General features: G+C 60.2%; 18 protein-coding genes. 7 read left to right on the top strand and 11 right to left on the bottom strand.

All coding sequences use genetic code 11. The features are described from left to right. The first annotated feature begins 82 nt into the window (after positions 1–82). The 3 genes from BW978_RS04235 to BW978_RS04225 all read left to right on the top strand — a co-directional run bounded on the left by BW978_RS04235 (position 83) and on the right by BW978_RS04225 (position 4,429). A complete protein-coding gene (locus BW978_RS04235) occupies positions 83–1,186 on the top strand; it encodes a Bug family tripartite tricarboxylate transporter substrate binding protein (RefSeq protein ID WP_076392475.1) in 1,104 nt (367 codons plus the stop codon). Positions 1,187–1,284: 98 nt separating this feature from the next. Next, complete coding sequence (locus tag BW978_RS04230; RefSeq protein ID WP_076392473.1) at positions 1,285–3,279, top strand: tripartite tricarboxylate transporter permease; 1,995 nt, start codon at positions 1,285–1,287, stop codon at positions 3,277–3,279. 76 nt (positions 3,280–3,355) lie between these two features. Then, positions 3,356–4,429: a 4-oxalomesaconate tautomerase gene (locus tag BW978_RS04225; protein WP_076392471.1), complete on the top strand. Its 1,074-nt coding sequence runs from the start codon at positions 3,356–3,358 to the stop codon at positions 4,427–4,429. A 444-nt stretch (positions 4,430–4,873) separates the two neighbouring features. On the opposite strand, the gene BW978_RS04220 is transcribed toward BW978_RS04225, so the two are convergent. From BW978_RS04220 to BW978_RS04180, 9 genes are all read right to left on the bottom strand, one after another. Further along, on the bottom strand, positions 4,874–6,037 hold the full coding sequence (locus BW978_RS04220; protein ID WP_076392469.1) for an AGE family epimerase/isomerase: 1,164 nt from the start codon (positions 6,035–6,037) through the stop codon (positions 4,874–4,876). 43 nt (positions 6,038–6,080) lie between these two features. Next, complete coding sequence (locus BW978_RS04215; protein ID WP_076392467.1) at positions 6,081–7,436, bottom strand: glycoside hydrolase family 130 protein; 1,356 nt, start codon at positions 7,434–7,436, stop codon at positions 6,081–6,083. Beyond that, positions 7,433–9,712: a glycosyltransferase family 4 protein gene (locus tag BW978_RS04210; RefSeq protein WP_076392465.1), complete on the bottom strand. Its 2,280-nt coding sequence runs from the start codon at positions 9,710–9,712 to the stop codon at positions 7,433–7,435. Before BW978_RS04210 ends, BW978_RS04215 begins: the two co-directional genes overlap by 4 nt. Positions 9,713–9,809: 97 nt before the next feature. Continuing rightward, complete coding sequence (locus tag BW978_RS04205) at positions 9,810–10,013, bottom strand: hypothetical protein (RefSeq protein ID WP_076392463.1); 204 nt, start codon at positions 10,011–10,013, stop codon at positions 9,810–9,812. 16 nt (positions 10,014–10,029) lie between these two features. Beyond that, a complete protein-coding gene (locus BW978_RS04200; protein ID WP_076392461.1) occupies positions 10,030–10,308 on the bottom strand; it encodes a hypothetical protein in 279 nt (92 codons plus the stop codon). Positions 10,309–10,552: 244 nt separating this feature from the next. Continuing rightward, positions 10,553–10,855: a hypothetical protein gene (locus BW978_RS04195; protein ID WP_076392459.1), complete on the bottom strand. Its 303-nt coding sequence runs from the start codon at positions 10,853–10,855 to the stop codon at positions 10,553–10,555. A gap of 120 nt (positions 10,856–10,975) precedes the next feature. Beyond that, on the bottom strand, positions 10,976–11,263 hold the full coding sequence (locus BW978_RS04190; protein ID WP_076392457.1) for a DUF1488 family protein: 288 nt from the start codon (positions 11,261–11,263) through the stop codon (positions 10,976–10,978). Further along, positions 11,260–11,508, bottom strand: a complete 249-nt coding sequence (locus BW978_RS04185) for a hypothetical protein (RefSeq protein ID WP_076392455.1) — start codon at positions 11,506–11,508, stop codon at positions 11,260–11,262. The genes BW978_RS04190 and BW978_RS04185 overlap by 4 nt, the downstream gene beginning before the upstream one ends. Before the next feature lie 551 nt (positions 11,509–12,059). Continuing rightward, entirely contained in the window at positions 12,060–12,269 is a 210-nt protein-coding gene (locus BW978_RS04180) for a hypothetical protein (RefSeq protein WP_076392453.1), read from the bottom strand. 214 nt (positions 12,270–12,483) lie between these two features. On the opposite strand from BW978_RS04180, the gene BW978_RS04175 reads away from it, so the two are divergent. Together BW978_RS04175 and BW978_RS04170 are read left to right on the top strand one after the other, a co-directional pair. Beyond that, positions 12,484–13,065, top strand: a complete 582-nt coding sequence (locus BW978_RS04175) for a DUF1349 domain-containing protein (protein ID WP_076392451.1) — start codon at positions 12,484–12,486, stop codon at positions 13,063–13,065. Between the two features lie 152 nt (positions 13,066–13,217). Next, positions 13,218–14,879 (top strand): phosphoethanolamine transferase, encoded by a 1,662-nt coding sequence (locus tag BW978_RS04170; protein ID WP_244551903.1) that lies wholly within the window; start codon positions 13,218–13,220, stop codon positions 14,877–14,879. Positions 14,880–14,980: 101 nt separating this feature from the next. On the opposite strand, the gene BW978_RS04165 is transcribed toward BW978_RS04170, so the two are convergent. Together BW978_RS04165 and BW978_RS04160 are read right to left on the bottom strand one after the other, a co-directional pair. Further along, positions 14,981–15,520 (bottom strand): cytochrome b/b6 domain-containing protein, encoded by a 540-nt coding sequence (locus tag BW978_RS04165; RefSeq protein ID WP_076392447.1) that lies wholly within the window; start codon positions 15,518–15,520, stop codon positions 14,981–14,983. Between the two features lie 3 nt (positions 15,521–15,523). Beyond that, on the bottom strand, positions 15,524–15,790 hold the full coding sequence (locus BW978_RS04160; protein ID WP_076392445.1) for a PepSY domain-containing protein: 267 nt from the start codon (positions 15,788–15,790) through the stop codon (positions 15,524–15,526). 156 nt (positions 15,791–15,946) lie between these two features. Here BW978_RS04160 and BW978_RS04155 point away from each other — a divergent pair, with 156 nt between their 5' ends. Both BW978_RS04155 and BW978_RS04150 read left to right on the top strand, forming a co-directional pair. Continuing rightward, positions 15,947–16,615, top strand: coding sequence for a response regulator transcription factor (locus BW978_RS04155; protein WP_076392443.1), 669 nt, complete (start codon positions 15,947–15,949; stop codon positions 16,613–16,615). Beyond that, positions 16,605–17,957, top strand: a complete 1,353-nt coding sequence (locus BW978_RS04150; RefSeq protein ID WP_076392441.1) for a sensor histidine kinase — start codon at positions 16,605–16,607, stop codon at positions 17,955–17,957. The genes BW978_RS04155 and BW978_RS04150 overlap by 11 nt, the downstream gene beginning before the upstream one ends. Positions 17,958–18,139: the final 182 nt, after the last annotated feature.

Here is an 18,139-nt window from a genome sequence, read left to right as displayed (position 1 = left end):
CAGATTTGGCGAGGAGAAATCAAGTCTGCGCACGCTTTGAGGAAACCGGCAGATCAGATCGCTGGATTGGGAGGATAACACCATGCTAAACAACACTTTGCGCCGCCGAACGACGTTGGGTCTGATGGCAGGACTTATGGCCGCCTGTTTCACGGGACCGGCTGCTGCGGAGGTCAATTTCGCAGGCAAGACGATCGAGTTTATCATTCCATTCTCGGCCGGCGGCGGATCCGACACCTGGGGCCGCTTCAATGCGCAACTGCTCGGCAAGTACCTGCCTGGCAACCCAGTTGTGGTGGTCGTCAATGAGCCGGGTGGCGGTTCGACCAAGGGAAGCAACCTTTTTGCCGCTCGCGCCAAGCCGGATGGCGAAATGATCCTGGGAACATCGGCCTCGACCCAGTTCCCCTATCTACTCGGGGATCCGCGCGTCCGCTACGATTACAAGGACTGGAAGATCGCGATGGCAGGCCCGACAGGCGGGGTGGTCTACACCACGCCGACACTCGGTCTGAAAAGCGTCGACGACATTGCCATGCTCAAGGGCAAGGATCTCGTATATGCAAGCCAAGGCGCAACCTCGCTCGATCTGGTTCCGCTTCTGGGCTTCAAGGCGATGGATCTGAACGTGCAACACGTCTTCGGCTTCAAGGGTCGCGGCGATGGCCGCCTCTCTTTCGAGCGCGGAGAAGTCAACATCGATTTCCAGACCTCGTCTGCCTATATCAAGAATGTTCAGCCTTTGGTCGAGGCCGGGCAGGCGGTTCCCCTCTTCAGCCTCGGCGTTCTCGATGAAGCCGGCAATGTCGTGCGGGATCCGACGTTCCCCGACCTGCCGACCTATCCGGAAGCCTATGAAAAGCTGACGGGCCAGAAGCCCAGCGGCCCGGCTTACGATGCCTACATGGCCTTTTATGTCGCCGGTTTCCCGGCGCAGAAGATGGTGTTCCTGCCAAAGGACACGCCTGACGATATCGTCGCTGCCTATCAGAAGGCCTTCGAAGACATGAAGGCGGACCCTGCCTACAAGGAAAGTGCCGACGCAGTTCTCGGCACCTATGAACAGGTCACAGGTAACCTTGCTCAGGCCCTCTTCGAGAAGGCAACCGCACTGTCGCCGGAGCTGCGCAAGCAGGTCGCGACCATGCTTGCCGATGACTACGGCGTAAAGCTCGGTCAGGAATGACCCCGACCCGGCGGGTTTTCTAGCAAAACCCGCCCCCCCTTCCCCATCACAAGTCTTTTTAATGCCGCCTTTCCGGTGGCAAACGCGGAGCCACGGCCGTGATCGATACCCTATTCACTGCGCTCGTCGAATTGCTGAGTTTTCAGCACCTTGCTTACATGTTCCTGGGCATATTCGTCGGCCTCATCATTGGCGTGCTTCCGGCACTGGGTGGCATCGCGGGCCTGTCACTTCTGATCCCTTTCATCTACGGCATGGATCAGGTTTCAGCACTCGCAATGCTCATCGGCCTCGTCGCGATCATGCCGACCGGAGACACGTTCTCGTCCATCTTGTTGGGCATCCCCGGCGGCTCATCCAGCCAGGCGACGGTGCTTGACGGCTTTCCGCTCGCGAAGAAGGGAGAGGCTGCCAGAGCCCTCTCGGCAGCCTTCTTCTCATCAATGTTCGGCGGCGTGTTCGGCGCGGTCATCCTGACAGGTTTTGTCTTTGTTGCCCGCCCGGTCATTCTTGCATTCGGCTCGGCCGAACTCTTCATGCTGGCGGTTCTCGGACTGTCGATGGTCGCCGTGCTCTCCGGCCGCAGTCTCGTCAAGGGCTTGGCATCCTGCACGCTCGGACTGGTCATCGGCACCATAGGTGCTGCTCCGGCGACCGGTGAATTCCGTCTGGTCTTCGACGTAACCTATCTTTACGACGGGCTCCCCCTGGTCGTGGTCGGGATGGGCATTTTTGCCATTCCTGAGATCATCGACTTGATGCGCGCCAATTCGGCCATTGCCGGCAATATGCCGCTCGGCAAGGGATGGACGCAAGGCATCCGCGACTGGGCGGCAAACTGGTTTCTGTCGCTGCGTTGTGCTGCGGTCGGCTGCATCGTCGGCGTCATTCCCGGCCTTGGCGGCTCCGTCGTCGATTGGATCGCATACGGCCACGCCGTGCAGACGACGAAGGACAGTTCCAACTTCGGCAAGGGCGACATCCGCGGCGTGATTGCACCCGAAAGCGCAAACAATGCGATGACCGGCGGGGCCATGCTGCCGACCGTCCTGTTCGGCATTCCCGGGTCCGGAGCCATGGCCGTCTTCCTCGGCTGCATGGTGCTGATCGGCATCGAGCCCGGGCCATCCATGGTCACCACCGATCTCCACCTGACCTATACGATGATCTGGTCGCTGGCGCTCGCCAACATCATCGGTGCCGGGGCCTGCGTGATGCTGGCTAAACCGATCGCCGGCCTCACCAAGGTGCCCTTCCAGTACATGGCCCCCTTCATGATGGTCATGATCAGCTTTGCGGCGTTCCAGTCCACCCGGTCGGTACAAGATCTCGTGGCCCTGCTGGCATTGGGCGTCGTCGGCGTCCTGATGAAGCGCTTCGGCTGGTCGCGTCCCGCACTCCTGATCGGCTTCGTTCTCGCACCGCAGGCCGAAACCTTCTTCTACCAGACCCTGCAGTTCAACGGCTGGTCGTTTCTGGCGCGGCCGGGTGTGATCATCATCGGCATTCTCACGCTTGCATCCATCTACTTCGGGCTTCGCAATCGCGTTGACGAGCATGGTGAGATCATCGACCCGTCAGAGACGGTTGCAGACGTACCGCAGTTTCGCGCCCATCTTCCGCAGATTGCCTTTGCCGTGTTGATCCTCGGCGTCATGGGCATGGCGATGACGGACTCCCTGCAACGAGACTTCCTCGGCCAGGTGTTTCCGCTTTCCGTTTCCATCATCGGCCTGCTGATGCTTGGAATACTGATCTGGCAGCTCGCTTTTGGCGAGACCGGGCACCACTCGCATTTCGACGCCGAACTCACAGGTGACCATGGCAGCAGGAGTGCGGTGCATGGGGTGTGGGCCGGCTTGGCCTGGATCGCGGCACTCGTCGGACTGGTGGCGCTGGTGGGCTTCGTTCTCGGCGTCGTGATCTTCTTCCTTGCCTTCATGCGCATGCGGGTTGGCGCGACATGGGCCAGGAGCCTGCACCTGACGGCCTGGGCCGTGGGCGGCTGCATTCTCGCTGCCTGGGCGCTTTCTCTCAACTTCCCCAGCGGTGTGCTCCAGGACTTCGCAGACCTCCCCTGGCCGCTCCGGTGACGCGACCGCCAGCCGGCTCGGGCACGCCCGAGCCGGCCTGTCTTTCCAGATTTTCATTCTATCGTTGGAGACCAGCATGGCGCAGACGGCCATTCCCTTCTTGTTTATGCGTGGCGGCACGTCGCGCGGTCCCTATTTTCGCCGTGAAGATTTGCCGAGCAACCTCAAGGACCTTGAGCAGGTCCTTGTGGCGGCGCTGGGCTCCGGCCACCCGCTTAACATCGACGGCATCGGAGGCGGCACGGCCGTAACGACCAAGGTGGCCATGCTTTCACGCTCGGAAGAACCGGGTTGTGATGTGGACTATTTCTTCGCTCAGGTGAGCGTCGCCGACAGGAAGGTCGACTTCAGGCCAACTTGCGGCAACATCCTTTCGGGCGTCGGCCCGGCAGCCATCGAACTCGGCATCATGCCTGCAACAGGCAACGCGACGCGCGTGCGCATTCATTCGGTCAATACGGGCGCGAAGGTGGAAGCCATCGTGCAGACCCCAGGCGGCATCGTCAGCTATGAAGGGGATGCCGCCATTGATGGTGTGCCCGGAACAGCCGCTCCGATCTATCTCAACTTCATGGACGTGGTCGGGTCATCGACAGGCGCCTTGCTGCCAACTGGCAATCTGGTCGACGAGATCGACGGCATAACCGTGACCTGCATGGACGTGGCCATGCCCATCGTCATCGCGCGCGCTGATGCCTTCGGACTTTCAGGCTACGAGACGGTGGAAGAGTTGGACGCAAATCGCGCATTCTATGAGCGGATGGAACCGATCCGCCGCGAGGCGGGGCAACTGATGGGCATGGGTGACGTCTCAAGCTCCGTCGTTCCGAAGTTCGCGTTGCTATCTCCCCCGCGAGACGGCGGAACGATTACCGCGCGCTACTTCATGCCCCTCAACTGCCATCCAACCATGGCGGTCACGGGCGCGCAGTGCCTCGCGTCCTGCGTTCTCACACCCGGCACAGTGGCCAAAGGACTTGCCACACTTCCTGACGGCATTCCTGCTCTGGTAAAAATTGAACATCCGAGCGGCGCCATCGACGTGACGGTCGACTACGAGGACAGTTCAGAAGGCTTCGTTCTGAAGTCCGCAGGCCTCCTGAGAACGGCAAGATTGCTGGCAAGGGGAGAGGTGCTCGTCCCAAAATGAGTTTTTCTGCAAAATGAGCTCTCGTGCCTGAGAACTGGCATCGTCGTAACAGGCCGTCGTTGGTACAGGTCCTGGCTCCCTATAAGTGCTGCGGATGTCAGAGGAACCAGATCTGCAAAAGCAAGATCAAGGCACACTGCATTCTTGCGAGCCCTACTCGGTAAGCGGAAATCATTGCCGCTCTCCCGCCATGTTGACGTCGGCCCAAAGCCAGGGCACAACGATGACATCCACGGTCGCACGCGGCAAAAAACAGAGGGAAATCAGAGGCTACTCTGTTAAGCCCTTGAAATTAGGCGGGAATTCAGGCTCCCCAACCAATCTCTATTTTTTCTTATATTTCAGACACTTAGTCGACCGGCACCAAAGACAACCGGAACAGCTTTCCGCACCACTTTTCCGGATCAGGACTACAAATAAAAGCGTTGTTTCCCGCAATCATGCTCAACAGCTTTCCGCATCTCGTATTGAGTCGGCAAGTCTGACATCCTCGACCGGCTTCGCGAGAGCCGTCCAGAGGTGATAGAGCGAGCTGGCCGGGATCGTACGGGCCGTCGGCACCTCGTTCAGGTCAAGACAGTCGTGCCAGCAACCGTGTGGCACGCCCGTCATGTAAGCAGCAAGGATTGCGGAGGCGACGTCGTCCGCCTCTGTCCGATATCCCGGACAGCCAAGTCGCTCGTGGAGCGCCATGAAAGCCTTGAGCATCTCCACTTGCGGCCACAGGCGCCGTGACGGGCTGATCGGCTTATCTGCCGAAACGGTATCGACCAGGAAAAGCGAGCCCGGCGTGCGCCCGACGGCCAGCGCGGTCGAGAGCAGGTCCAGGCATATCTTGGTGTTATCGCTGCGCGCGAGACTGTCGTGACGGGTCGCCAACCAGACCCACTCGCACATGTGGCCTGGCTCCAGCCGATCGGATCCGTATCGCTCGGCAAGTTCCCATTGGGGACCGAAAAATTCGTGAAGCGGCCCATTCGGTGCGACGAGAAAATGCGATCGCAACAGTGCAAAGGCCTTGCCTTCCGACCTCATATGCTTTGGGGTCCGGTTGTTCTCGCACAAAGCCAATGTCGCTTCGAGGTAATGCATATGCGGGTTCTGGCGGCGAGGAAGCGTGCCGTTGCTGTCTTCGGCCCAGCCGCCAAAGGGGTCTGCCAGAGTCCGGTCGATCGCCAGGATCGTCTGTTCGATCTGGTGTCGGTAGACGTCCTTGCCGGTCGCCGTCAGCAGCCAAGAGAGCGCGAGCAGCACGCAGGCATTGTCGTAGAGATCGCGAACCGGATCGGTGACGAGCTCGGTATGGCGGTTGAAGCTTCTCGTATAGCCACCGCGCTTCCCCCTGACCCAGGCAACGCGGTGCAGGTTGGCGAAGGCCCGTTCTGCCATGGCGAGAGAGGCAGAAGGGGCAACGCCGACATGGGCTGCATGGGCGTGAACATAGATCTGACGGGCCACGGTTCGGGTCCGCACCTCACCTGCTTCCTGCGGCGCTCCATCCAGCTCAAGATGTTCGACGAATTGGCCGCAGGTCTCGTCGAAGCCGGATTTGCTCCAGGTGGGAAGAATGTCCTCGAGAAATACGCGTTTCAATTGCTGGACGCTCATGACCGGTCGCCTGGTGGGGCAGCGGCCCACCTACGCTTCGCATTCACGGGGCTGTCCCGATGGGATGCATCGTTTCCAGAAGCCTGCTGATCTTGATCGTGGTGAAGTTGGAATAGGTGTCCGAGACAGCATATGGCAGCGCGATCATATCGCCATGCCGCATGGCACCGCAGGAATAGACGACGTTCGGCACATAGCCCTCGCGCTCCGTTGGTTCGGGTTGCAGCAGAGGCTCGACCGTCCGCGACAGGATGATGCTCGGGTCGTGCTTGTCGAGCAGCGTCACGCCGATCGCATAGCGCCGCATCGGTCCAACGCCATGGGTGAACAAGAGCCACCCCTCGTCGATTTCGACCGGCGAGCCGCAATTGCCAATCTGGACGAACTGCCAGGCGAATTCCGGCTTCATCAGGAGCTGCCCCTCATCCCACTGGTGCAGATCGTCGGAATAGAGCAGGAACAGGTTTTCGCTGTCCTGCCGCGCGATCATCGCATAGCGGCCGTCAATACGGCGGGGAAAGAGCGCCATGCCCTTGTTGCGGGCGGCCGGTCCCCGGAGCGGCGTTAGGGTGAAGTTCAGGAAGTCCGTCGTTTCCAGGAGCTCCGAGCGGATCGAGGAACCGCTATAGGCAGTGTAGGTCGCAAAGTAGATCGTCTTGCCTTCGTCCTCGAAGGCGACGAAACGGGCATCTTCTATGCCGTTCGATTGGGCCTCGGTCACCGGGAATATGACCCGCTCGCTGAGATCGCTTTCGCTTTTGAAACTAAGCCCGATGCATCCGGCGGGCGCCAGTCCGTCACTGGCATGGATGTGCGGCAGGCCCGCCAGTTGCGTCGGCGCATCGATGGTGACGTCCCCCTCGGGGTCGATCACACCGGAGCGGAAGGTGAGCGAAGAGATGTGTCCCTCGCCTACGGCCCGCAGACTGAGGATCAGCCGGCAGCTTCCCTCGGCAATATCGGACTGGTCGGGATGCGGCACGATGCTCGGATTGAACAGGGCGGCGGACTCGAACGAATATTCGTTCATGAAATAGGCCCCGACCAACTGCCTCTGTTGCTGGCTGAACTGTTGATGGTGGATAAAGGCATCCTCCATCGCATCCGCCCGCAGCTCGAACTGTCGCAACAGGTTGCGATGCCGGCCATCGAAATTGGCGAGGATGTCGCGCAACTGGTTGGCGGTCGAGGTCGGGTCGAGCGACAGCACGCGATCGACGATTTCGTTGGCTCTCGTCTTGTCGCGCGGATTGAGATGCCTTGGCTCGGTCGATGGCTTGAACGGGCGCACGATGACCCGTGTCGGGTCCGGCTTCAGATAGAGGGCCTGCCGATTGAGTAGGCTGGACTGGGGCAAAGTTGATCTTTCAGAGTTTTCGTCGTGGATGGCATGGCTCATGACAACTGCCTGACGCTCACCCGCGGAAGTACAGGAAGCAGCATCTGGTTGGCGCGACCGAGCTCGACGCAGGAAATCAGGTAACAGAGCACGGATTCGGCTCCCTGGTTCTCGTTGGGGCGGTCTATATGCAGGCCGTCGCGGCAACTGCCCGTCTCCGGATCGACAAGGGATACGCCGTGGTCATTGCTGCCGGTGAACCAGTCGAAAGCTCTGTTGGCCGCTGCGATCCAGCTTTTGTCGGAGGTCGCATTGTAAGCCGCAAGACAGGCGGCAACCGTTGCGGTCGCCTCGACCGGTTGCTGGTCGAAGGGCTTGGGCGGCTGCCCGATCTCGAAGAAGCCGTCGGTACCGATGGCGCGAAAATGGCCCTTTTCCCCTGTCTGCTGGGTCATCAGCCATTCCAGCGTCGCAACACCAGTCTCGACGAAGGCCGGTACCTTGGTGGCGAGACCCGTCATGATCATGGCCTGGCTGAGGCGGGCATTTTCATAGGACATCCCCTCCTCGAACCAGCGGCGCCCCCCCTTGGACACACGTCGATCCAGGTCCATCAGATTTTCCGCGTGCCGTATGCGCAGCATGCGGGCGCGGGAATCCTGCGGATTGGCCGTGCAGTAATCGTTGAGGCCGAGAAGCGTGAAGGCCCAGGCGCGCGGGGAACCGAAGTCGAGCGTGACGGACATCGCCCGGGCGAAAAGGGCACTCGCCCATTGGCGGCGCGGTGCATCGATATCAGACAGGGCGCAAGCCCCGAGAGCCCACAATGTTCGCCCGTGGCTGTCTTCGGAGCCCTGACCCTCAAGCCAACGGCGGTCATAGCTCATGAAGTTCCGGAAACGGCCGGTGTCCGGGTTCCAGGCGTGTTCGACAAAGGCTGCAAAGGAAGCCGTCATGCGATCCGCTATGCCCGTTTCCCCGACGGCTGACAGGAGCGAGGATAAAAGCAAGGCCCGCGCATTGTCGTCGACGCAGTAGCCATGCGACCTGTCCGGCACGGAGAAGACCGCATGCTGGATGATGCCAGTGTCGTCACACATCGCCTGCAAATGGCCGAGCTTCAAAGCCGTCTGCTGCGGCGGGCGCTTGATCTTCAAAGAGATGAGGTCGCTGACAAGCTTCGGGCGGTAGGCGTTGCGCGCCTTCGCCATGCTGTCGAGGTAGAGCGTGGCGACATGCGACCAGATCATTGCGCGACCGGCCTCGTAGGCCCCCTTGCGCATCGCCATCCTGGCCTCATCATTGCTGAGCAAGGCAGCGATCGCCGTGCCCGTAGCCGGTGCATCGCCGAACGGAACCAAAAGGCCACGGCCATCGCCTAAGAGATCGCAGGCGTGCCAATAGGGTGTCGAAACCACCGCGCTCCCCATGCCAAAACTGTAGGAGAGCGTTCCCGAGGTCATCTGCGCCTCGTCGAGATAGGGCGTCACGTAGACATCACACATGGCAATGAAGTCGAGAAGCGTCGGCAGATCGACGAAGCGATTGAGAAACTGGACGGCATGATCGACACCCAGCCGCTCGGTGCGCTGGCGAAGACTGTCGCGATAGGCCTCGCCCTGCTGGCGCAGGAGGGTCGGGTGCGTGGCGCCGAGGACGATGTACAGGGCCTCGGGGCTCTCTTTCAGGATCGCGGGCATGGCATCGATGACCACCTCGATACCCTTGTTGGGAGAGAGCAGACCAAATGTCAGGATGATGGGGCGATCGGCGTAACCGCGCTCGATCTTGGCCAGGTCCGGATCGTGAAAGGGGCGGTCGGGTATGCCATGGGCAATGACGTCGATCTTCTGGGGGGCCACGCCATAGATGTCTGTGAGCAGCGTGCGCGCCTTCTCGGCCATGACGACGACACGGCTGGAATGGGCGGCGACCTTCTGCAACACGCGGTGTTGAGACGGAGTCGGCTCGGCGAGGATCGTATGGAAGGTGGTGACGAGCGGAATACGCAGGTTTTCCAGAAGCATCAGAATGTGTTCGCCGTCCGGCCCCCCGAAGATACCGAATTCATGCTGCAGGGAAACCACATCGAACCGGCCTTCATTCAGAACCCGCGCGGCCGTCACATAGTCTTCGACTTCCTCCTCACGGATCTCGAAGATCACGTCGCTCGGATAGGCGTAAATCTGCCTGGCGTCCGTCACGGCGACAATGCTCGTCTGGACGGGCTCGACTGCATCGACCAACGCCTGGGAGAGATCGCCGGTAAAGGTCGCTATCCCGCATTGCCGGGGAAGAGAGTTGCCAATGAAGGCGATACGTGTCGGTCTGTTCATCTGCGTTCCCTCCAGAACATGGTGGCGAGGTCTCGCCGAATTGGCCAGGGACGCAAAACGCGGCCGCATGGTGGATGCCTGCGCATCGGTATCCGGATCAAGCCGATCCAGCGGCCTCCAGATCCCGTTCAAGGGCGACGCGCCCCTGGCGGAGTTCGGCATTCCAGAGCCGGTACTGAGGGCTGTTCTGGTAGGCCGGCATGGGGGCCTCAATGGTGTAGGTGACGGCGGCGGCGGGAGAGAGCCCCTTGGTGGTCACGAGACGAACCATTTGGCCGACGGTAAAACGGTGAGAAGGCATGGTGTTTCTCCAATCATCAGTGTGTTGTGTTTGGGCTTTCCTGGCCCGCCAGGACCCTGTCCAGTTCCAGCGCGGCATCCAGCTCAGACGGATCTATGCCAATCAGGCTCGTCTTCTTGCCGGCGACGACTTCGATCGCGGTGGCCACACGCCGATAGGCGAGCCATGAAATTCCGGTTATCTGTTCCTCGTCGTCCTGCACCTGGTAGTCGCCGGGCGGGTGAACACCCTCCAGTCCTGTCAGTGTGAAGGGCGCATCGAAGTGCACGGTTCTCGTCTTCGTTCGCGTAAACATGTGAATCTCCTTTTGGGACCGGTGTCACGGGATTGCCGTGTAGCGATCAGATCGAGATGCGACCTCTGCGGTCATCAGGCCTGCTTGGGCGGAACACCGGGCCGCGCTGTAAATGGATGGATACTGCAATCGGGTCGCTTCCCGGCCCCTGTCCTGATCTCGAAGACGTTCGGTCGGCATGTCGCAGACGCGATCCGTTTCTTGCGGATGTCGGCCAATATGATCACCTTGCCCAAAGGCTCCATCAGATGCCTCGCTTCTCGGTCGTGACGGCCTGATCACCACCGCACAGACTCCCGCCCTCGCCTTCCCAGCGCGACAGAGCCGCAGCGTGACTGAATACGACATTCTCCCAGACGGCTGCCTGCATATCGCTCATGACCATTCCCTTGCGAAGGCGATCGATGATCGCGATTTCCCTTGCATAGTTGCCACCTGACTGCGCCCGGAGATCCGCGCTCGAGTAGCTGGAGCGATGGAGCATCGCACGCAGCAGCGCCTGGTCAGCCAGCTCTCGCTCACCCTCTGGAGGATCGTTCTTCAGCATGGTCGAAGGCCAAGTGTCGGCCCAAGGCGGTCGTCATGGACGATCACTGCAGTGGATTGCTCACGATCGATCATGATCGTATTCCTCTTCCGAGTTCGCCAAGCGCTGTGTTTGGCGTCGTCAGGTCGCCGACTGAAGGGACGACCCGAATGCACTGAGATCGAGTTCGATCGTATGTCGTCGCCGAGACTGATAGGCTTGCCTCGCTGTCGTCAGAATGCGGTCCCGAAGGCGATCGAACGCCAGGAGATAGTCGCGTTCCTTCCGGCGTCCGGGGGCGCCCTCGCGATCAAACACGGCGACGGGCAAGAGAAACTGAACCTGGTTCAGGCCGTCATGGCCGATGAAACGAATGAGACCACGGGTCTCGTCATAGGCGCGGGTCGGATTGGGGAAGGAGAGAGTCACAGGCTCGTGACCTGACTGCTGATTTTCAGCCGCGCGAAGACGGCCTGGTCTGCCCAGAGGTTCACGGCGGAAATCAATTCGCCGGATCTGTGGACGCCCTTCTGGTAAAGCGTCATCGCATGGCGCGCCGCGCCGCGATCCAACTCGCAGAGTGGTTCCTCATAGCGAAACCCGGCATGCCGGAGCGCGTTTCTGATGATGCTGATGTCGAAGCTGCCGATAGGATGGTGGAGGTCGGAAGACATGTCGTCCTCCTTTATTGGGGCCAGGGTGAGTGCCGCCCAGAAAGTGACAGTGCCCGTTCAATGGCTGCCACTGATATGAATATGGGTCTGCTTATCAGAACTTGCAAGCCCCCTCGAAAAACATCCATAGGACGTGACCGGAGACACTGTCGTCATGTGGTCAGCGCCGCGCGTCGTTTCCGGCACGAACAAAGTCTCCTTAATGGCTGCCTTCAAAGAAGGGATGGCTCGCTGTGGCATGTCTTTAACCTGAGCGGCGCGGCTACAGCGATCACGAAATCTGTCGTCGTGATTCAAACTCCTTGCGCTGGTGTGGATGCAGAAACAATTGCCGCTCCAGCGCCATGTTCACGTCAGCTCAAAGCTAGGGCACAACGATAAATCCACGCTCGCTCGCGGCGCTTTGCTGACAGGGCGAGCTGACCGGCTACTCTTTAGTATCCAACCGACCACCTTCAATGGCCGAAATGGAGGCGCAAAGCGAAAATCAGTTCAGCTAGCGGGCGAATGAGGACCGACAAATTCCAGTTTGCCCAGAAAGCACCACAGCCTCAGAAGATCTTTCGCATCCAGAAGCTACCTTTGAGAGAATGACTGGAAGAATGATCAGACAAGTCGCTGGCCAGCGTAATGTCGCTGCCGAGAGCAAAACCGCCGACGTTTGCATGGAGAACGCCGCCAAGCCCTAGTTCGCCCGTCCATGGAGCGCGCGGATCGACCACCGGCACACCACCCACCAAGACGGATGTCTCGCTAATCATCTCATGCGTCAGATTGACGATGCCATAAATGCTGCGTCCGCGAGACGAGGACGATCCTGATCAACCCATCGGCGCGAACGGTTGGCATCAGCTTCCGGGTACAAGCGGGCGACCTCCACCAGGCCTTGTTTGTTGGCAATGAATGGGCTCTAGGATTAAGTACCTAGCGAAAGGTGCGGACTGGCAAATCCGCCAAATACAATAGGAGCCGCTGTTGCAGACTCTCAAAAACGGATCCTGGCTCAACGAGCCCACGAAAGCGAAAGCATCGGATAGCGAACTGTTCGTGGTGACTGACGCCAAGACCGATTTCTGGCGGGAGACCCACTATGGCTTTATCCGCGACAACGGCCACTTCTACGTATTCGAGGCCGAGGGCGATTTTACCGCCCAGGTCCGGGTCCGGGCACATTTCGAACATCTCTACGATCAGGCCGGCCTCATGGTGAGGCTCGACGAAAACCGCTGGGTCAAGACCGGGATCGAGTTCTCGGACGGATATGGCCTGCTCGGCAGTGTACTGACGGATGACGCCTCCGATTGGGCCACGGGGCGATACGACGGCGATCCATCGGATTTCTGGATAAGGGTGACCGTCCAGAGCGGCATTCTGAGGATACAGGCGTCAGGCGATGGGCGGACTTGGCCACTGGTCCGCCTCTGCCCGTTCCCAAAAGCGGATCGTTATCTGGTTGGCCCAATGTGCTGCACTCCAGAGCGTGCAGGCCTGGAGGTACGGTTTAGCGAGTGGCGACTTGGACCGGCCCTGGGCAAGGACCTTCACGACCTTTCGTAGCCGCCAGAGAGTAAGAAAGTCGCCGCGTCCGCTTCGAGCGCATAGGCGACGTTCCACTGTCATCGTTGCTCACCGTCGAGAACGCATTCCTCCCTCCATAAGCAACGTTCAGGTGTCTGTCAGCTTCGCACGGCAGTGCATCGGATCTTAGGATCCATGCACGAAAGGAAGCGGGCTTGTCGAAGACGCTTTTGAAGTTCAGACCGCGCCTCCGCAGCGAATGGCTGAGCATACTCACCGCAGTCTATCTGCTGTTTTTCATAAACGGGACTTTCTGGGGCAAGTCCTTCCTCTACCTCCAGGGGCAAGGCTTCGCGCTCGTTGCGCTGGCGGTCGGCCTTCTGGCCGCCTTCGTCGCGCTGACCGTCACGTTCTCAGCCAAATACCTGATCAAGCCAGCGCTGATCCTCATGGTGATCACCAGCCTGGCGAGTGCGTGGTTCATGGATCGCTTCGGCGTGATCATCGACACCGAGATGATCCGCAACGCGGCTGAGACCAACACAGCCGAGGCCGGCCACCTGATGACCGGTGCCTTCGTCCTGCATATAGGCCTATTCGGCATCCTGCCCTCGCTGTTCATCGCCTGGGTCGAGGTCGTGCACCGTCCGCTCCTCAAAAAACTCATAGTCAATCTGATGATCATTGTGCCGTCCCTGCTGATCTTTGCTGGTGCCGGCCTCTCGAACAGCGGCACATTCATCTTCAGCACCCGTGAGCACCGGGACTGGTTCCGAACGCTGAACCCAATCTTTCCCGTCGGAAGTGCAACCAGCTTCCTGATCGGACGATCGCGCGAGCAAGCGATCGTTCTTGAGCCCATCGGCACCGATGCCAGGGTGCCGGATGCCTTGCCGGCGAACGGCCGCCGGCCGCGCGTCACGATCATCGTCGTTGGCGAAACGGCGCGGGCGCAGAATTTCCAGCTCGGCGGTTACGAGCGCCCGACGAACCCTCAGCTCTCGCAGCGGGATATCACCTATTTCAGCGACACCTCAAGCTGCGGCACGGCGACGGCTGTCTCCGTGCCCTGCATGTTTTCCGTCTATGGTCGACGGGACTACTCGCACGCAAAAGCCTTGGCGACGGAGGACCTGATGGATGTCCTCACCCATGCCGGCATCAAGACCGAATGGTGGGACAACAACACGGGCGACAAACATGTCGCCGATCGGATCCAGAAGACCGATTTCTTCAAATCGAATGATCCGCGTTTCTGCCATGGCGGTGAGTGTCTGGACCAGATCCTGGTCGACGGCCTCGACGCCTGGCTGGACAAGGTCGATGGCGACGCCGTTCTGGTCCTCCACCAGCTCGGCAATCACGGCCCCGCCTACTATCTCCGCTATCCCGACGAGTTCCGGAAATTCGTGCCTGATTGCCGCTCGTCAGACTTTGATGCCTGCACGCCGGAGACCATCAGAAACGCCTATGACAACGCCCTGCTCTACACCGATCATATCCTCTCAGAGGTAATCGACAAGCTGAGCACCCATGCCAAGACACTCGACACGGCGATGATCTACATGTCCGACCATGGCGAGTCGCTTGGGGAAAACGGTCTCTATCTGCACGGCGCGCCCTATGTGTTCGCGCCAGCGGAACAGACCCATGTTCCGTTTGTCCTCTGGACGTCACCCGACCTTCGTCAATCGACGGGCATCGACAAACCGTGCCTCAAATCCAAGGCCGCTTCACCGCATTCGCACGACAATCTCTTCCACAGTGTGCTCGGCCTGATGCAAGTGAAGACTGCGGTCTACGACCCAACCCTCGACATTTTCGCAGCCTGCCGCAGCGGCGTCTCGTCTTGAGGGGCGCTGCGGAACTCGGTCCACCAAACACATCAAGCCTACTCACGACAGACAAGGACGCCGCGGTTTGCGGCGTCCTTTGTTTCGTTGGGGCTTCTCTTTCAGAGGATATCGCCGCCTTCCGGTGCGCGTTTGCGCCCGGTGAACATGGCAAGCGCCAGGTTCTCATGATGCCGGAGGCTGGCATGAATGACGCCCACCACGTGGACGGCGATGGCCACCAGCAGCAATTGAGCGAGCGCTTCATGCGTCTCCTCGACCCATTCAATGCCCCAATAGGCATCCGTCGTCTGCATCCAGCCGGTGAGCGCGATACCGCCGACCATCAGAAGCAACACGACCACCATGGCGGCCCCGAGCGGATTGTGGCCGAGATAGCGGGGCTCCTTGTGGCGAAGCATGTCGCCGGCATAGAGCAGCGTGCGCTTTGGCGAGCGGATAAACTGGCTGAAACGGGCATAGCGCGTCCCGGCTATGCCGAGAAAGAGCCGCAGGCCAATCAGGCCGGCGGCTGCATAGCCTGCCACCTCGTGCAGGCTCTGCAACTCGTCCGCTGTCAACCAGCACAAGGCGACACTGCCCGCGAGGCTCCAGTGAAAGAGCCTGACCGGACGATCCCAGACCTTGACTGTCAACGTCATCGATCAGTCCTCGATCTTCATATCGACCGACTGAAGGGTCTGCTGGTCGAAATAGGCTTCGACCTTCTTGCCTTCGGCGTTGATGGCATAGGCTTCATAGCAGCCGTCTTCGGTCTTGATCGAGCGGACCTTCCAGCCTTCGCCTTCAAGCTTGGTCTGCAGCGCCTCGCGCGGCTTCCAGTCGGCCATGGCGACATTGCATTTTTCGGAAGCAAGTGCGGTGCCGCCAAAGGCAGCTGCGAGGCCGAGAGCGATGATGATCTTCTGCATGGAATGTGTTCCTTTCCTGGTGTTGGACACGAGGAGAGGATCGACCCGCAAACTGACAGCCACCTGAAGGGCGAGCTCGGACCTTGCGGGCGGTTCAGCGGGCTGTCAGTTTCATGCGCGACAAGAGATCCCGATCTCTTGGACAGGAGTAATTGAATGCGGGTCTTGCTGGTCGAAGACGATGAAATGCTCGGCGATGCGGTGAAGACATACGTACACCGCCAGGGCCATGCCGTGGACTGGGCACTCTCATGCGACGAGGCAGCGGCGAGCCTTCAAGCAGCCGCCTATGATCTCGTGCTCCTCGATCTCAGGCTGCCGGATGGGAGCGGCCTCGACATCCTGAAGGCTCTGCGGGCCCGCCGCGACGAGATGCCCGTCATCATCATGACGGCCCACGACCAGGTGTCCGATCGCATCGCCGGATTGAATGCCGGGGCCGACGACTATCTTGTCAAACCTATCGATCTCGGCGAGCTGCAGGCCCGGATTCACGCCGTATCGCGACGCTACGGCACGCACAAGCTGCCCGATCTCACATTAGGAGGAATCGGAGTTTACCTTTCCGAGCGGCGGATTGTGGCTAGGGACGGTTCGGAGATCCTTCTCTCCTCCCGCGAATGGGCCGTACTCGACAGGCTGATCGCCCGCAAACGCGCCATCGTGTCGAAAGCACAGATCGAGGAAGCGCTTTACGCCTTCGGGGCGGAGGTCGAGAGCAACACGGTCGAAGTCTATGTCAGCCGACTGCGTAGGAAGCTGGGCAAGGATGCAATCGAGACCGTGCGCGGTGTCGGCTACAGGATTTCCGCCGATGCGAATTGAGACCCGAAGCCTTGCCGGACGCCTTGTGCTTTCTCTGTCGATCCTGCTCGCGGTATTCTGGGCAATCGCAGTCGGGCTCTCCATTCACGTCATGCGTGCCGAATTCGATGAGGTTTTCGACAGCGCGCTGCAGGAGACAACCGAACGCCTCGCCCCTCTCGTCATCGACGATTTCTTCCGTCGCGACACGGGCACAGGGCCGAACCAGGTGGCCGCGCTCAATCCTGGCGCGACCGACGAATACTTGACTTACCAGGTGCGTGATCTCTCCGGCCGGGTACTCCTGCATTCGCACAATGTCGGAGCTGAACCTTATGCCGCACCGCTCTCGCCCGGCTTTTGGAGCGGCGATGACAGACGGATCTTCACCATCGCAACGGTCAGCGATACGCTCTTCGTCCAGGTGGCGGACTCGCTGGCGCATCGACGCGAGGCGACGCTTGAAAGCGCCTTGACGCTGTTGCTGCCAATCCTGCTTCTGCTTCCTCTCGGCATGTTCGCAATCCGCTGGGTCGTCGTTGGGGCGACAAGGCCGGTCAATGAACTGCGGGACGCGATCAGCAGACGCGATGGGAGCAACCTAGAACCCATCGCTTTGCACGGCCTTCCGACAGAAATCGCGACGATACCGGGCTCGGTCAACACGCTACTCGGACGGCTAAAGCTCGCGCTGCAAGCCGAACGGGAGCTTGCCGCCAACAGCGCCCATGAACTTCGAACCCCACTCGCCGGTGCGCTCGCCCAGATGGAACTACTGGCCGGTCAACTCACCGAGCCGGACGACCGGTCGCGGTCACAACGCGTGCTGGAAGCGCTTCGTCGCCTATCGCTGATGCTGGAGAAGCTGCTGCAGCTATCCCGGGCGGAGGCGGGCGTCGGATTGTCCAGCACCCCCGTTGATCTGCTTGCCCTCGTAGAGCTGCTTGTCGAGACCTTCCAGCGCTCGCATCAGACCGCGGTGATCGTGCTGCGGCCAGAGCCCGGGTTATCGGCACTCGTCCGAGCAATCGACCCAGACGCCTTCGCCATTGCGTTTAACAACCTGCTGGAAAACGCTGCCCGTTATGGCGATGCCGAACAGCCCATCACGATCGGCATATCCGCAGAGGGGCGCATCACGGTAACCAATGCCGTGTCCGTCCCGCTCGATCCACACCTCGATGTCTATCGGACACGGTTCAGGCGCGGTCAAACCAACAAGCCCGGATCCGGTCTCGGTCTCGCGATCGTAGACAAGCTAATGGCGCAGATGAACGGCACGATGATCTTGAGGAATGTCTTGCTGCCTGAGGGAGTCACGGGATTCGAGTGTGAACTCTCACTCCCGCCGCCAGAACAATGACTAAATGGCGCCGGTGATAATCGGCGAGCCGGCGTAGGCGTTCGGAGCAGATCACCACTTGCGTCCCGGTTTGAGTTAGCGCCCCACTAGAAAGGCTGCTGACGTGGTGCGCGATGCGGCGGCTTTCAGAGCAATCAATTGAGATGGCCAACGACTAGAATGACGGCGCTTAGCTGCCCCGC

Source organism: Rhizobium sp. RU33A (assembly GCF_900156055.1).
In the GTDB taxonomy this organism is placed as follows: domain Bacteria; phylum Pseudomonadota; class Alphaproteobacteria; order Rhizobiales; family Rhizobiaceae; genus Allorhizobium.
Note: the sequence above shows the minus strand (reverse complement) of the source record. Positions and strands in the feature narration are given on the sequence as shown.

Bases quoted from the DNA above. Each gene is read 5' to 3' on its own strand.
- BW978_RS04235 (WP_076392475.1), top strand. From the start codon at position 83: ATGCTAAACAACACTTTGCGCCGCCGAACGACGTTGGGTCTGATGGCA.
- BW978_RS04225 (WP_076392471.1), top strand. From the start codon at position 3,356: ATGGCGCAGACGGCCATTCCCTTCTTGTTTATGCGTGGCGGCACGTCG.
- BW978_RS04220 (WP_076392469.1), bottom strand. From the start codon at position 6,037: ATGAGCGTCCAGCAATTGAAACGCGTATTTCTCGAGGACATTCTTCCC.
- BW978_RS04215 (WP_076392467.1), bottom strand. From the start codon at position 7,436: ATGAGCCATGCCATCCACGACGAAAACTCTGAAAGATCAACTTTGCCC.
- BW978_RS04210 (WP_076392465.1), bottom strand. From the start codon at position 9,712: ATGAACAGACCGACACGTATCGCCTTCATTGGCAACTCTCTTCCCCGG.
- BW978_RS04205 (WP_076392463.1), bottom strand. From the start codon at position 10,013: ATGCCTTCTCACCGTTTTACCGTCGGCCAAATGGTTCGTCTCGTGACC.
- BW978_RS04200 (WP_076392461.1), bottom strand. From the start codon at position 10,308: ATGTTTACGCGAACGAAGACGAGAACCGTGCACTTCGATGCGCCCTTC.
- BW978_RS04195 (WP_076392459.1), bottom strand. From the start codon at position 10,855: ATGCTGAAGAACGATCCTCCAGAGGGTGAGCGAGAGCTGGCTGACCAG.
- BW978_RS04185 (WP_076392455.1), bottom strand. From the start codon at position 11,508: ATGTCTTCCGACCTCCACCATCCTATCGGCAGCTTCGACATCAGCATC.
- BW978_RS04180 (WP_076392453.1), bottom strand. From the start codon at position 12,269: ATGATTAGCGAGACATCCGTCTTGGTGGGTGGTGTGCCGGTGGTCGAT.
- BW978_RS04165 (WP_076392447.1), bottom strand. From the start codon at position 15,520: ATGACGTTGACAGTCAAGGTCTGGGATCGTCCGGTCAGGCTCTTTCAC.
- BW978_RS04160 (WP_076392445.1), bottom strand. From the start codon at position 15,790: ATGCAGAAGATCATCATCGCTCTCGGCCTCGCAGCTGCCTTTGGCGGC.
- BW978_RS04155 (WP_076392443.1), top strand. From the start codon at position 15,947: ATGCGGGTCTTGCTGGTCGAAGACGATGAAATGCTCGGCGATGCGGTG.
- BW978_RS04150 (WP_076392441.1), top strand. From the start codon at position 16,605: ATGCGAATTGAGACCCGAAGCCTTGCCGGACGCCTTGTGCTTTCTCTG.